15 protein-coding genes and 3 pseudogenes are annotated in these 12,880 nt (G+C 49.3%); 15 read left to right on the top strand and 3 right to left on the bottom strand.

Translation table 11 applies throughout. The features are described 5' to 3' along the window. Window positions 1-80: 80 nt before the first annotated feature. Together D5270_RS14370 and D5270_RS14365 are read right to left on the bottom strand one after the other, a co-directional pair. Window positions 81-1,868 carry an ABC transporter ATP-binding protein gene (locus D5270_RS14370; protein WP_166544742.1) on the bottom strand — a complete coding sequence of 596 codons (1,788 nt, stop codon included), beginning with the start codon at window positions 1,866-1,868 and terminating at the stop codon, window positions 81-83. Beyond that, on the bottom strand, window positions 1,865-3,655 hold the full coding sequence (locus D5270_RS14365) for an ABC transporter ATP-binding protein (protein WP_166544741.1): 1,791 nt from the start codon (window positions 3,653-3,655) through the stop codon (window positions 1,865-1,867). The genes D5270_RS14370 and D5270_RS14365 overlap by 4 nt, the downstream gene beginning before the upstream one ends. Before the next feature lie 278 nt (window positions 3,656-3,933). Here D5270_RS14365 and D5270_RS17080 point away from each other — a divergent pair, with 278 nt between their 5' ends. The 3 genes from D5270_RS17080 to D5270_RS14350 all read left to right on the top strand — a co-directional run bounded on the left by D5270_RS17080 (window position 3,934) and on the right by D5270_RS14350 (window position 5,366). After that, a complete protein-coding gene (locus D5270_RS17080; protein ID WP_330587539.1) occupies window positions 3,934-4,314 on the top strand; it encodes a helix-turn-helix transcriptional regulator in 381 nt (126 codons plus the stop codon). A 378-nt stretch (window positions 4,315-4,692) separates the two neighbouring features. Further along, on the top strand, window positions 4,693-5,088 hold the full coding sequence (locus D5270_RS14355) for a HEPN domain-containing protein (protein ID WP_166544740.1): 396 nt from the start codon (window positions 4,693-4,695) through the stop codon (window positions 5,086-5,088). Further along, window positions 5,067-5,366, top strand: coding sequence for a nucleotidyltransferase domain-containing protein (locus D5270_RS14350; protein ID WP_160579909.1), 300 nt, complete (start codon window positions 5,067-5,069; stop codon window positions 5,364-5,366). The genes D5270_RS14355 and D5270_RS14350 overlap by 22 nt, the downstream gene beginning before the upstream one ends. 284 nt (window positions 5,367-5,650) lie before the next feature. On the opposite strand, the pseudogene D5270_RS14345 reads toward D5270_RS14350, so the two are convergent. Next, window positions 5,651-5,821, bottom strand: a pseudogene (locus tag D5270_RS14345) (tyrosine-type recombinase/integrase); the annotation flags it as partial. 197 nt (window positions 5,822-6,018) lie between these two features. Between D5270_RS14345 and D5270_RS14340 the strand changes: the two are divergent. From D5270_RS14340 to D5270_RS17295, 12 genes and pseudogenes are all read left to right on the top strand, one after another. Continuing rightward, the gene (locus D5270_RS14340) at window positions 6,019-6,795 is read left to right on the top strand and encodes a ParA family protein (protein ID WP_166544739.1); all 777 of its coding nucleotides are present in this window, start codon (window positions 6,019-6,021) and stop codon (window positions 6,793-6,795) included. After that, a complete protein-coding gene (locus tag D5270_RS14335) occupies window positions 6,792-7,733 on the top strand; it encodes a ParB/RepB/Spo0J family partition protein (protein ID WP_166544738.1) in 942 nt (313 codons plus the stop codon). Before D5270_RS14340 ends, D5270_RS14335 begins: the two co-directional genes overlap by 4 nt. Then, complete coding sequence (locus tag D5270_RS14330) at window positions 7,726-8,226, top strand: hypothetical protein (RefSeq protein WP_166544737.1); 501 nt, start codon at window positions 7,726-7,728, stop codon at window positions 8,224-8,226. Before D5270_RS14335 ends, D5270_RS14330 begins: the two co-directional genes overlap by 8 nt. Before the next feature lie 66 nt (window positions 8,227-8,292). After that, on the top strand, window positions 8,293-8,490 hold the full coding sequence (locus tag D5270_RS14325; RefSeq protein WP_166544736.1) for a hypothetical protein: 198 nt from the start codon (window positions 8,293-8,295) through the stop codon (window positions 8,488-8,490). Further along, window positions 8,490-8,732 carry a hypothetical protein gene (locus tag D5270_RS14320; RefSeq protein ID WP_166544735.1) on the top strand — a complete coding sequence of 81 codons (243 nt, stop codon included), beginning with the start codon at window positions 8,490-8,492 and terminating at the stop codon, window positions 8,730-8,732. Before D5270_RS14325 ends, D5270_RS14320 begins: the two co-directional genes overlap by 1 nt. Then, a complete protein-coding gene (locus D5270_RS14315; RefSeq protein ID WP_279286510.1) occupies window positions 8,729-9,517 on the top strand; it encodes a phosphoadenosine phosphosulfate reductase family protein in 789 nt (262 codons plus the stop codon). Before D5270_RS14320 ends, D5270_RS14315 begins: the two co-directional genes overlap by 4 nt. Continuing rightward, window positions 9,514-9,789 (top strand): hypothetical protein, encoded by a 276-nt coding sequence (locus D5270_RS14310; protein WP_166544734.1) that lies wholly within the window; start codon window positions 9,514-9,516, stop codon window positions 9,787-9,789. Before D5270_RS14315 ends, D5270_RS14310 begins: the two co-directional genes overlap by 4 nt. Then, complete coding sequence (locus D5270_RS14305; RefSeq protein WP_243150385.1) at window positions 9,786-10,367, top strand: DNA cytosine methyltransferase; 582 nt, start codon at window positions 9,786-9,788, stop codon at window positions 10,365-10,367. The genes D5270_RS14310 and D5270_RS14305 overlap by 4 nt, the downstream gene beginning before the upstream one ends. Then, on the top strand, window positions 10,351-11,283 hold the full coding sequence (locus D5270_RS14300; RefSeq protein ID WP_166544733.1) for an ArdC-like ssDNA-binding domain-containing protein: 933 nt from the start codon (window positions 10,351-10,353) through the stop codon (window positions 11,281-11,283). Before D5270_RS14305 ends, D5270_RS14300 begins: the two co-directional genes overlap by 17 nt. Further along, a pseudogene (locus D5270_RS17075) lies at window positions 11,280-12,089 on the top strand (type IV secretory system conjugative DNA transfer family protein); the annotation flags it as partial. The gene D5270_RS14300 and the pseudogene D5270_RS17075, both read left to right, overlap by 4 nt. Window positions 12,090-12,133: 44 nt before the next feature. Then, window positions 12,134-12,709 (top strand): annotated as a pseudogene (locus tag D5270_RS16630) (type IV secretory system conjugative DNA transfer family protein); the annotation flags it as partial. After that, a partial coding sequence (locus D5270_RS17295; protein ID WP_442858608.1) for a type IV secretory system conjugative DNA transfer family protein occupies window positions 12,636-12,880 on the top strand: 245 nt, incomplete at its 3' end. The pseudogene D5270_RS16630 and the gene D5270_RS17295, both read left to right, overlap by 74 nt.

Here is a 12,880-nt window from a genome sequence, read left to right as displayed (position 1 = left end):
AATTTGTGAGGCTTCTGGTATGATAGCGGGCAGCCTGCACGGGAAAAAAACAGCTGTTTTCTTCATATTATACGTTCCTATTAAGCATTCTGATTTTCATACCACTGTGCCTGTGACATGAACAAAACATAATATGTGCCTTTTTTATGAATCAGCTCATCATGGGTTCCGATTTCTGCAACACGACCATTCTCCATAACAACGATTCTGTCTGCAATTCGGGCACTTCCGAGTCTGTGAGTTACAAGCACCGTTGTTCTTTCATCGGATATCTCTTTGAACTTCTTATATATCTTTGTCTCCTCAATGGGATCGATTGCGGCAGTAGGCTCGTCCAACACGATTACCTTACTGTCTCTGTTGATACCTCTTGCAATAGATACCCTCTGCCACTGTCCGCCTGAAAGGTCGACGCCGTCAAACTCACGGGAAAGCATGGTTTCCAAACCATCGGGATAAGACTGTGATTCCATATCCACATCTGCTTTCTTTAAGATTTCCAGCAGAGTTCCGTCTTCCCTTTCCGCATCAAGATTGCTAATCCTAACGTTTTCACGAAGAGTCATCTGATATTTCTGGAATTTCTGGAACACACCGGACATAAGTCCGTAAAGGCTCGATGACTTAATATCCTTTGTGGGTATGCCGTCTATTGTTACACTGCCACCGGTGGGCTGATATATACCTGTAATCAGTCTCACGAGAGTTGATTTTCCGGCTCCGTTATGTCCCACAATTGCAATGGTTTCACCCTTATTAATTGTCAGATTAACATCTGTCAGAGATTCCTCTTTCGCTCCCGGATATGTAAAGGAAACATTCTTAAGTTCAATCTTTTCACAGAAATCATGTACCTTTGTTTCACCGTCTGTTTCGGGCATATCTATGAAATCAAGAAGATTGTTGATTGAACCGCTGTTTTTACCTATATCGCCCACAAGATGAATCATTTCTCCGACCATTTCCTGCATCTTTACGATTGCCGTGAATATGGCGGCAAATGTACCCGCCGTAATATCACCTGTAAGCAATGCTTTCACAAAAAGCAGAAGGACAACCAGATAACCTGCAAGGCCGATTCCTTTTCCCGCAAGATCAAACAGACAGGCTCTCTTTGCCACCTTAAGGCTTCTCTTATTCAGAACAACCATTGTGTCATAATAAAGCTTCTTAAAATAGTTCGTTACGCCCAGGATTCTCGTTTCCTTGAAATATTCCTTGGAGCAGATGGTGCTCTCATAATAATCATAAGATCTTCTCAGCGGAGCAATCTCATCCTCAAGATTCGCGTACATACTTACCTGCACAAGCTTTGTCAGAAGACAGGGCACCATGGAAATAACAATTACGATTGCCAGAATCGGCTTAATAGTAAAAATCCATATTCCCATAAACAGCACATAGGGCAGGAAAAATGCCATCATCATGATAAATGAAAATACCATGTTGAAGATATGATTAATTCCCATCTCGGCCTTGTTGATGCTGTCCAGAGTTGACGCATTTTCATATTCGATGGCTCCAATTTTAGATATCTTAAGATGAACCTTCTGCATCAATTTTCCGATAACCTTCTGGTTAAATGGCAGATACAGGAAATTGTTAAGTGCGTTAACAAGCTCTGCCAGAATAATAACCACGCCGTACACAATAAGAGAAATATATATGGTTTTTATGCTTCCGCTTGTATTGATTACTTCACTGGTAGTATTATAAAACTTCTGCAGAAACAAAATCTTTACTGCCCATGACAAGCCATGGAGTATTGTAATTACAATGAACAATCCAAAAAAGAAAGGCGTTGCCTTACATACAAGAGGCGTTATTCTCTTAAGTATCTTAATGGGACTTATTTTCTTTTCACTCATTGATACCACATCCTCTGACTGTCATACATCGTATAGTAAAGCTGCTTTGCGGCCATTAGCTCGTTATGCGTTCCCTGTTCCTCTACATGTCCGTTATCAATTACGTAAATATAGTCTGCCAGCTTAACCGAGCCCAGTCTGTGACTGAAGAACAATGTGGTTCTTCCTTCACAAAGCTTTGCAAATTCACTATAAAGGTTACTTTCCGCAATGGGATCCAACGCGGCTGTGGGTTCATCCAGTACACGAATCGGTGTTTCACTTACAAAGCATCTTGCAAGGGCGATTCTCTGCCATTCACCGCCGGAAAGATCCTTGCCTTCTTGTGCCAGCTTACCCAGCAATGTATCCTTACCATCCTCAAGGCTTTCCATAACCGAGTCCAGTTTAAGGGCAGTTATGGCATTGTTGATTGTTTCATCATCCGCTCCGCCAACGCATCCTATGGCGATATTATCCCAGATTGAAATGGAATACCTTGCAAAGTCCTGATAAACAACTGAATAAAAGGCTTTAAGCTGAGCTGCCGTATATTCTCCAAGGTCCTTTCCGTTAATAAGTATCCTGCCCTCATAATCCTGATAAAGGCCTGTCAGAAGTTTGGCAATAGTACTCTTTCCCGCTCCGTTTGCTCCAACGAAGGCATAATGCCTGCCGGCTTCTATCTTCATATTCATATCCTTAAGAATATAGGTTTCTGTACCGGGATATTTGAAAGTTACATTCCTGAATTCCAAAGACTTAAATTCTATACCGCCTTCAGGTACAGCATCCGCATTATCATACTGTTCAAATGCTGCAAACTTTGTAATCTCCTTAAGGTATTCGATATGTGTGGATACAGCCTCGATTAATCTTGTGAGTGACCATGACATGGTGTGTACAAGCTCAAAGGTTGCATTTATCAGTGAAAAGAACATACCGATTGTAATAATTCCCGCTGCGACAGGGTTGATAAGCATTGCTGCAATAAAGGTACACAGAAATGCTGTTATCACACTTCCGGATTTAAGCTTTACAAACCATTTGGCACGTGTTCTTGTTTCCATTTTTCTGGAAATCTCATACTGCTCAAACCACTTGTCGTTCAGCTTTTCGTTATATCCGAATACCGTTCTCTCATCAACATTTTCTCTTCCCGTCATTACGGTAGTGAGATATTTGTATCTTCTCTGATATTTGGTAATCTCTTTATTGGCCTCATAGGTTGCCTTTCCGCTTATGAACGAAAGATAGAGAAGCGGTATGGCAACAGCTATAATAATCAGTGCAACCCAGGCAATCTGTGTAATAAGGACAATAAGAAGTCCCGTAATTGTCATAAACAGCGATATCAGATTGACTGCATTTGTAAAGCCGTCGATAAACTTATGCTCCATTGTGTCGGCAACACGGTTCATTAAATCCATACTGTCCGTATTTTCAACATACTTAAACGCAATCTTTGAACATTTTTCAACATATGCGCCCTTGAGACCGACCCTCATATCCATCTCGATTTTGTTGGCAAGATATGCCTTTATGGGCTCAACAAGCCATTGATATGCTATAATCCCGATAACGATCGCCAGTGAAATATATACCGCTCTTTTTGTTGCGGAGCCGTCTATAAGTCCCAGCGCATTATCAATAAATCTTGCATTAACAATGACCTGGTAGGTTGGCAGAATTGCAACAGCAAGAGACAGGATCAGATACAATACCGTACACACGGGTGAACTGATTATAGAAAATCTCAGGGAGTCCCAATATGTATACTTTTTCTTAACAAAACGCACTTTCATCATTTTCTTCTCCTAAATTAAGGCAATACCGCACAAAGATTGTGAATGAGAAGTTGCGCAAGAGTTAATCTTCGATTAACTCTTCAGATTATTTCGTCAGAGTGCACAGGCTGAGTGTAGGCAATTTGACAATTGGTAAGCGAAAACTGTGTGCTCCGAGGGAAAATATGTAAGCAAATCGTATGCAAAGGCAGTAGGCCGGTCTTTGTGCAGTGTTGCCCTAAGTTTCTTATAGTATAAACCATGTCCCAAGGTCAATGTCAAGTGGAAAAAATTAATATCTGAGGCTGTCCCCTAGACTGTGCGATAAATTCCAGCTTGTAGAGCAGTTATCCATCACAGATACTATCACAGCTATTTGCAATCGGATTCAATCACTTTGCGCAAAACACAATATTACCATCAATAAACTTGCTACTTCATTAGACTTGCCGCCATCTTCCATCAAAAATATCTTGTATGGAAAGAGCATGGACCCGAAAATTTTGACCATCAAGAAGATTTGCGATGGTCTAGGTATCACGCTGATCGATTTTTTTGATTCGCCTGAATTTGCCGAATTGGAGCAGGAAATAAAGCCCACACCATTAGCAGGTATCCATCCTGCGTATAGGGGACAGTTCCAGCTGCCACCGCATAGACCGGCTCGCCGTAGCAATTAGCAAATGAAATGTCGATACCGTTGTGACCTGAGTAAGTGTCCCAGGTATGGCCGGGAAACGGATATGCAAACCGTCCATCTGCGCTAGCGCTGGCATCGCCCATACCACCCACGTTACGTGTCCATATACTACTCCGGCGCCGAGGCCGCCCGGGAGCGGTCGCGGATTTACTACCCATTGGGTGAGTATAAGCAAAAGCTGAAAGAGGAATATGAACAGGTGACATTGGGGTTCAGATGTTTTGGATAGCTGCGTGGCAAAATGAATATGCGCTTTCTTTGTTTATGCAGCGCAAATTTTGACTTTAAAAAAACCTTTCTTTTTCGTATACCTTGTGGTATACTATGAGCAGTAAACTGGACTTTGCGAGGCTTTTCAATGAATGAATTTGCAAAAACAGCATATTGGCTGGACTGCGCGGATTATGACCTGCAAACAGCAAAAGCGATGCTGCAAACAAAACGCTTTCTATATGTGGGATTTATGTGCCACCAGACGATTGAAAAGGGGTTGAAGGCAGTTTTTGTCCATCGGGAACCTGACGGCGAATTGCCATATATCCACAGCCTGGTGCGCCTTGCCAACCTGTCGAAGATTTCCACTGAAATGTGCGAAGATCAGCTTTCGCTTTTGGATGTTCTAAGCCCGCTAAATGTGGAGGCAAGGTATCCCCTCAATAAAGAAAAGCTCTTACGTTCCCTAACCGAATCCCGGTGTGAAGATTTGATCCGTAAAACGGAGGAATTATTGTCATGGATAAAAACGAAGTGTTAAAGCTGGCAAAAAAGTATGCTGACGGGGTCCGTGAAGAACTCAAGGTTCAGTCTGTTGTCCTTTACGGCTCTCAGGCAAAAGGGACTTCCAAAGAAAATAGCGATATTGATATTGCCGTTATTGTTGATGATATTCCAGGCGACTACTTGGACAGTGTCGCTCTGTTATGGAGGCTTTCCAGAAAAATCAATGCGGATATCGAGCCTGTCCTTTTGACTGCTGCCGATTCTGACAGCGGCTTTTTCCATACTGTCCGTGAAACCGGGATCGCTGTCTGACCCATAAGCTGACCCAGAACCGGAAAAACTCAGTGGACTGGACAGGGTCAGACCTTCGGGTTTTGGCCAGAAAATCGAGCAAAAAGGGGCAGAAACGCCTAGAAATGGCTGGAAAGATCGGTTCACCACAGCTCATAACCCGAAGGTCGCAGGTTCAAATCCTGTCCCCGCAACCAAATTTCCCCGGAACTTCTAGGAGTTCCGGGGGTTTATTTTTGTGTTTTCCCTTATTTCCTCTTGCCTGACCCATTGGCTGACCCATACGGGGAAACGACCGGGCACTTCTAAATACTGCCGGAGAGCAAGCTGCCCATCGTCTTGGCAGCTTCTTTCTGTGCGGCGGTCGTGACGTGGGCGTAGGTGTCTAGGGTGAATCCTGCTGAGTAGTGGCCCAGCATCCCGGATACCGTCTTAATGTCTACACCATTTTGTAAAGCCAGGGTCGAAAATGTGTGCCCATAGGATATAATAAAGACAAGTCGGAAATCCCTAGGAAAATCAAGGGAAATCGGGTTTGTCTTTATTCTTTTTCCAGTAAAAAACGAGTGGTAAAGTCTAGAAAAAGAGTTCAATAAAAAGGGTGATGTCACATTAACGACAACAAGTTTGTAGTTCAAACAAATCCAGTCTGTCAAGGGAAAGGAGATATTCTATGGATAAAATAATTGCAATCTGCAACCAAAAGGGCGGGGTTGGCAAGACCGTCACCACCGTAAACCTAGGCATTGGCCTAGCCCGCCAGGGCAAGCGCGTCCTGCTGGTGGACGTTGACGCGCAAGGCTCCCTGACCGCCAGTCTGGGCTGCCAGCACCCGGACCAACTGGAAGAAACCCTTGCCACTGTGCTGGGAAAGGTCATAGAGGACAAGCCACTGGAAACCGGCGAGGGAATCCTACACCAGGAAGAAGGGATAGACCTGCTTCCCGCCAACATCGACCTAGCCGCCATGGAGGTCACACTGGTGAACATTATGAGCCGTGAAACCATCCTTCGGGAATACCTAAACACCGTCCGCGACCAGTACGACGTGATTATCCTGGACTGCTGCCCCTCGTTGGGTATGCTTACCATCAATGCCCTGTCTGCGGCAGATGAAGTCCTGATACCCATGCAGGCCCACTTCTTGTCATTGAAAGGCATGGAGCAGCTCATGGGAACAATCGGGAGAGTGAAACGGCAGATCAACCCCATGCTCACAATCAGCGGCATTTTAATCACCATGGCAGATATGCGGACTACCTATTCGCAGGGAATCGTGGAACTGCTGCGGGGTACATACGGCGACCGGCTAAGAATTTTCGACACCATCATTCCCCGCTCCATCCGCGCGGCTGAAACCAGCGCCGAGGGCAAAAGCATCTATCTACATGACCCGTCCGGCAAGGTATCAGCGGCATATGAGGCCCTGACCTTGGAGGTCGCGTCATGAAAGGGAGCGCGGCAAAAATCCAAATGACCAGCCTGGACGCGCTGTTTGGCGGAACTGTGGCCCAAGCTGCTGGCGGCCAGATTCAAGAAATCCCGCTGACAGAACTGCATTCGTTCAAAGACCACCCCTTTCATGTGATGGATGATGAAAAGATGCAGGAGATGTCTGAGAGCGTTGCTCTATACGGCGTTCTGGTGCCGGGAATTGTCCGTCCCAGGCCAGAGGGCGGCTATGAGATTGTAGCGGGCCACCGTCGCAAGAGGGCCAGTGAACTGGCGGGAAAACAAACTATGCCGGTCATTGTCCGAAATATGGACAATGACGAGGCTACCATTATCATGGTAGACAGCAATTTGCAGAGGGACAAGATTCTGCCCAGCGAAAAGGCTTTTGCCTATCGGATGAAACTGGATGCCATGAAACGTAAGGCGGGCAGGCCAAGGAAAGATAATTGTGTGCCAGTGGCACACAATTTAGCCGGGAAGAAATCGCGGGATATTCTTGCGGAGCAGGTTGGTGAAAGCCAAGACCAGATACGCCGCTACATCCGCCTAACATACCTAATTCCTCCCCTGCTCCAAATGGTGGATGAAAACAAATTGGCGCTGCGTCCAGCCGTGGAACTGTCATACTTGACACGAGAGGAACAGGCGTTATTATGGGAGGCAGTGGGTAGGTGGGAAGTCACGCCCTCCTTGGGGCAAGCCCAGCAGCTAAAAGAGCATAGCAAAAACAAACAGTTAAATGGGGAAATAATGGAGGATTTGCTTTCCAATGGGAAAGCTGCCACGATACAAGTCACGCTTAAAGGAACGCGCCTGCATCAATTTTTCCCGGAAGACTACACCCAACAGCAGATAGAGGACATCATCCTTTCCCTGCTTAAAAACTGGAAATCCCAACAGAAAGGAGCCGTGCCAAATGACCACGATGGCTAAAGCAATCAGTGTGAAAGATACCGCTTTCGGACAGGATATGCTGGAAGTCTTGGCAGAACGGCAGTTAGAAAGGATAGGGTATCGAGAGCTGGACATGGCCCATTCCATTCAGACCTTAAAGGAGTATCTGATTAAGAAACTCAGCCACGGAATCATTCGGCCAGCCCCCGGCCTGTGCCAGCCGGAACTGCGCTGCCTATACCCCGTCTACTTCGATTCTGTGCGGGTTCTGCTGGCAGAGTGCGTGGCAGAGTTCTTCCAGACCGGCAAGGTTTACATGGCTGTGCTGGACATCTCCCGCATGGAGTACGTGGAGCATGAAATCCGGCGGCTGGTACTCACGCCAGAGGACACGGCAGCACTTCTGCGGGTACTCCGCAAGGTGCAGAACCCGGCTCATGACCTGATAGCCAGATGGAAAGACCCTGCCGACCGTGGGCGATGGATGGAGCATATACGGGCGCTCTATCAGACCATAAGCCAATTACAATAGAATACAACCTTTGGCCCCAATTACTTTTGTGATTGGGGCTATTTTCATGCCCATTTTTAGGAGGTATTGACAACGAAAGACTTTTATCTTGATATTTGCAACTGCCCGGAGTGCAGTTATTTTGATATGGACAAGGCTCATTGCTGCGGCCTGCCGGAGCGGATAACTCAGCGGGATGTTTCACGTATCAAAGACACCATACAGAGCTGCCTTTGTGTGAACCCCACGCTCTGGCGGCATTATGAGAGCTTGGAGGTGAGCTAGTGGCGGATGATGTACGCGCCCCGGCGGACGATATTGCGGATGGCAAAATGTACCTGGGGCTTGCGGAAGATATCGAGCACCTGATAGAGGATTTGAAACTTCGGCATAAGGCCACCCACGACCTGGGGACTTATTACCGGATACAGGATTTGAGAAGAATCCAGCGGGAGCACCGGAGAACAGCGCGGCATTTGCTGGAACGGGGCGAGCGCAGGATAAGGGAGAAAGGAGAGATTGATTGAGCGATTTTCATGTAGTTTCTGTTTCAGGAGGCAAGGATTCTACCGCCATGCTCCTGCTTATGCTTGAGCGTGGTATGCCCATTGACGCTGTATACTATGCTGACACAGGCATGGAGTTCCCGGAAATGAAAGAACATATGCAAAAGCTGGATGAGCTGCTATTCCGGGAGCGGGGCCTGCATATCACCACCCTGCGGCACCCCAAAGGCTTTGAATGGTTCCTTTACGATACCCCCCTAACTCGAAAAAAGGCCATCGAACGGCGTGTTACCAAAGAGCTGCCGGTTATTGGCTACGGCTGGCCCGGCCCCAGGGCGAGATGGTGTACTGGACACCTTAAAACAAAACTGGTGGACAGGGCTTTGAAACAGGTAAAAGAGAAATGCAGCGCTATACAGTATGTGGGAATCGCAGCAGATGAATCCCATCGATGCAAACAGGACAAGGACAAACGATACCCTCTAGTGGAATGGGGAATTACCGAGGCCCAGGCTCTGCAAATCTGCTATGACAGGGGCTTTGACTGGGGTGGACTGTATGAGATTTACAACCGCTGTTCCTGCTGGTGCTGCCCGCTGCAGAGGATTGGAGAACTGCGAAAGCTGCGGCAGCACCACCCTGACTTGTGGCGGCGGCTCCTGGATATGGACAAGCGGGCCATTGCAATGTTTGGTGATAACCCTTTGGGAAGATTCAGAAAGAATTGGACCGTGAAGCAGTTGGACCAAAGGTTTGCAGAGGAAGAAAGGAAGCAGGCAAATCTTGATAAGGAGGTGACCCGGTGAACTTCAGGAAAAACGCAGGCTATATCATCACGGACTCTATCCATGTAGGCGAGATAGAGTTTGTTCTTGGGGTGCATAGCGAGGCCCCTTTTCAGTTTGTGACCTGGGCTTGTAAAGACGGAAAGGATTATTATTGGGGCCACAATCATTCCGACCTGATGTCCGCCACAAAGGACCTGATAGGACGTGCAAAATGGGAGCTGGAGTTCTGCATGAGGCGCAGAGAACAGGCCCAGGCATCCAAAAAGGGGCCGGAGGATATGTGCCTATGATGATTAGTAAATGTGTCTGCAAATCGGGTTTGCCCGATTTGCAGACCGGCAGCTATGCCGCCGGTCCGAATCGGACCACATTAACGAAACTTCTGCTGGGCGGCTCGCCCTGCACCCATTGGAGTATCGCACAGTCCCGCCACAGAGAAACCAGGCCAGAGGGACAGGGCTGGGAGCTGTTCCGCAACTACCTGATTGCCAAGGCGCGGTATCAGCCGGATTACTTTCTATATGAAAACAACAAGAGTATGGCCCCGGCTATCCGGGAGCAGATCACGGCAGAATTAGGCGTGGAGCCTATCCTCATAAACTCCGCGCTGGTGTCAGCGCAGAGCCGCCAGCGCTTGTATTGGACAAACATCCCCGGCGTGGAGCAGCCGGAGGACCGGGGACTGGTGCTGCGGGATATTCTGGAAAGCGGCCTGCCGCTGCGGGAAAAGGGCTACACCCTAAAAGCAAACTATGCCAATGCAAGTGCCGCAAACGCCAGCGGGCATTTCCCTGCGACTATGGCAGCGGAGCCAGTCAACAAGAGAAATCTAACGCAGAAAGGATGGTATCATGAACGGAAATTTTGATTTTAGCCAGTATCTTGCCTACCAGAAAAAGCTCCGGGAGGAAACCGGCAGGCTGACCGCCGAAACCGTGGAGGGGGTTTGGGGCGATATGGAGCAGTTCCCCCGCCTGCTGGACGTGGTGGAGCGGTTTAACCTTGCCAGCGGGACCCTGGGCGGGGGCAGCGCCAATGCCCTGCTGATTTACGCCCAGTGTCCGGGCGCGACACGGCTGGGCTCCTTTGAGGACTGGAAAAAGGAGCAGGCGTACATCCGCAGAGGCGAAAAGGGCATACGCGTTTACGTCCGCTCCCCCGGCAAGGAGGATTCCAAGACCCACCGGACAAAGTATTACTACAATGTGGAGCACCGCTTTGACATCAGCCAGACCACGGCCCGCTCCCAGCCAAGGGAAGTGTTCTGGACCGAGCCCATGGACATTATCCGGGCCATTTCCCTGGCCGCTGACTTCAGCATTGAGTACGATTCACAGATTCCTGACGGTGTGGACGGGACCTATATCCCCGCCCTTAACGAAGTGCGCGTCCGGGAGGGACAGGACGCGCAGCGGATGTGCTTTTCCCTGCTCAAAGAGTTCTGCCACTATGAGCAGCACAAGTTCATGGGCAAGACCTATGAGCGCAATCCTGTGACCAACTTTGTGGCCCTCTGCGGTGGGTATGTGCTGGCGCGGCGGTTCGATATCAGCACCGAGAATATTCTATTCCAGCGGGAGGTGTTCCCGGAAATCCCCAGCGGCAATGAGCAGGAGAGGTGCGGCGCTGTCCGGGATTTGCTTTCCAGCGTTATCCGGGCCAGCGGCATGGCGGGGCAGGAGATTCAGAGGGGGATTGCGGAGATGGAGCGGCTCCTGGGCCTGTATGTTTCCAGCCCACGGTACAGGCCGGAGGATGCAAGGGATAATACCCTGGCGGTATGAAACCCGGACAGAACAGACTGCCCGCCATAGTGGTGGGCATAGCCGGGGGGCTTGTGGCTGTCTGGCTGGGTATTGCCCTAGCGCCGGGAATAAACAGCGGGCTGGCGGGGATGTTTTCCGCTCTCAACAGGGCTATGGCAAACCCGTTCCGGTTTCAGCTTGTGCCGGACACCCCGCGCTGTGTGCTGGTGTGCCTGTTCCTCTATGGGCTGGCAGTGCTGCTCTTTGTGTCCTCTGGCATGAACTTCCGGCGCGGAGAAGAATATGGCAGCGCCAAGTGGGGCAGTCCCCGTGTCATTGACCGGAAGTACCGGGACCGTAAGAATCCCAATTCCAACCTGATAATGACCCAGCACGTTGCCATTGGCAGCTCCCAGGAGAGCATGTACAGGCACCGGCGAAACCTTAACACCGTGGTGATCGGCGGCAGCGGCTCCGGCAAGTCTACCACTCATGTACTTATCAATCTCTTGCAGGCCAGCCACTCCTATGTGGTGCTGGACCCGTCCGGCGAAATGCTCCGGGCCACCGGGAACTATCTCAAGGAACACGGCTATACCATCCATGTTCTCAATCTGGTGGAGCCGGAGCGCTCGGACAGGTACAATCCCTTTGTATTCCTGCGCAACGATGACGATGTAGACAGGATGGTGGAAAATTTCTGGAAAGCCACGGCGGTGCAGGGTGCGCAGAAGGGAGAACAGATTTGGGACGATATGGCGAAGGAGCTGCTTTCAGCTCTCGCCTATTTTTTGTACTATGAGGCCCCGCCGGAGGAACAGAACTTTCCCACCATCCAGTTTCTGCTCCGCAATATGGCCCTGGTGGAGGGGAAAAGGATTCAAGCCCCGTGGAGCAGATATTCACGGAACTGGAACAGCGGGAGCCGGAGCATATCGCGCTCAAGCATTACCGGGCCTACCACTCTGGCGCGACCAAGACCTTGCAGAGTATACAAATCACCCTGCTGTCCCGGCTGGGGAAGTTCAACCTGGAATCCATTGAGCGGCTGTCCACCACCAACTCGGACGATCTAGGGCTGCTGACCGCGCCGGAAGAAAGGACGGTGATTTTCGCGGTCACGCCAGTTGCGGATTCGTCCTTCAACTTTTTCGTGAGCCTGCTCTATGGACAGCTCTTTGAAATCCTCTATGACTACGGAAACCGTCATGGCAGGCTCAAAGTTCCCATGCACATCCTAATGGATGAGTTTGGGAACATCACGCTCCCAAAGGATTTTGAAATGCGACTGGCTACGTTCCGCAAGTACGGTATCTCGGCATCCATCATCTTACAGGACATGAGCCAGCTCAAGGCCCTCTATGAAAAGCAGTGGCAGGCCATGATGAACAATGCCGACCTGCTGCTCTACCTGGGCGGCAACGAGAGCGGCACCCATGAGTATCTCTCCAAGCTCCTGGGCAAGCAGACCTATCCGCACCAACACCTTTGGGCAGTCCAAGGGGCGCTCCGGGAGCTTTTCCAAAAACGAGCAGCAGTTAGGCCGGGAGCTGTTGACCCCGGACGAGATTCGTATGCTGGATAATAAGCTGGCTTTACTGTTCGTGCGCGGGGAGCGGCCCATCCTGGACGGAAA

The organism is Acutalibacter sp. 1XD8-36 (assembly GCF_009917525.1).
Lineage (GTDB): Bacteria > Bacillota > Clostridia > Oscillospirales > Acutalibacteraceae > Acutalibacter.
The sequence above is the reverse complement of the archived record's forward strand: the minus strand, read 5'-3'. Positions and strand labels throughout refer to the sequence as shown.

What these genes read in the sequence shown, in the direction of transcription:
- D5270_RS14355 (WP_166544740.1), top strand. Translation starts at nt 4,693, where the DNA reads ATGAATGAATTTGCAAAAACAGCATATTGGCTGGACTGCGCGGATTAT.
- D5270_RS14330 (WP_166544737.1), top strand. Translation starts at nt 7,726, where the DNA reads ATGGCTAAAGCAATCAGTGTGAAAGATACCGCTTTCGGACAGGATATG.
- D5270_RS14340 (WP_166544739.1), top strand. Translation starts at nt 6,019, where the DNA reads ATGGATAAAATAATTGCAATCTGCAACCAAAAGGGCGGGGTTGGCAAG.
- D5270_RS14365 (WP_166544741.1), bottom strand. Translation starts at nt 3,655, where the DNA reads ATGATGAAAGTGCGTTTTGTTAAGAAAAAGTATACATATTGGGACTCC.
- D5270_RS14305 (WP_243150385.1), top strand. Translation starts at nt 9,786, where the DNA reads ATGATGATTAGTAAATGTGTCTGCAAATCGGGTTTGCCCGATTTGCAG.
- D5270_RS14300 (WP_166544733.1), top strand. Translation starts at nt 10,351, where the DNA reads ATGAACGGAAATTTTGATTTTAGCCAGTATCTTGCCTACCAGAAAAAG.
- D5270_RS14335 (WP_166544738.1), top strand. Translation starts at nt 6,792, where the DNA reads ATGAAAGGGAGCGCGGCAAAAATCCAAATGACCAGCCTGGACGCGCTG.
- D5270_RS14350 (WP_160579909.1), top strand. Translation starts at nt 5,067, where the DNA reads ATGGATAAAAACGAAGTGTTAAAGCTGGCAAAAAAGTATGCTGACGGG.
- D5270_RS14370 (WP_166544742.1), bottom strand. Translation starts at nt 1,868, where the DNA reads ATGAGTGAAAAGAAAATAAGTCCCATTAAGATACTTAAGAGAATAACG.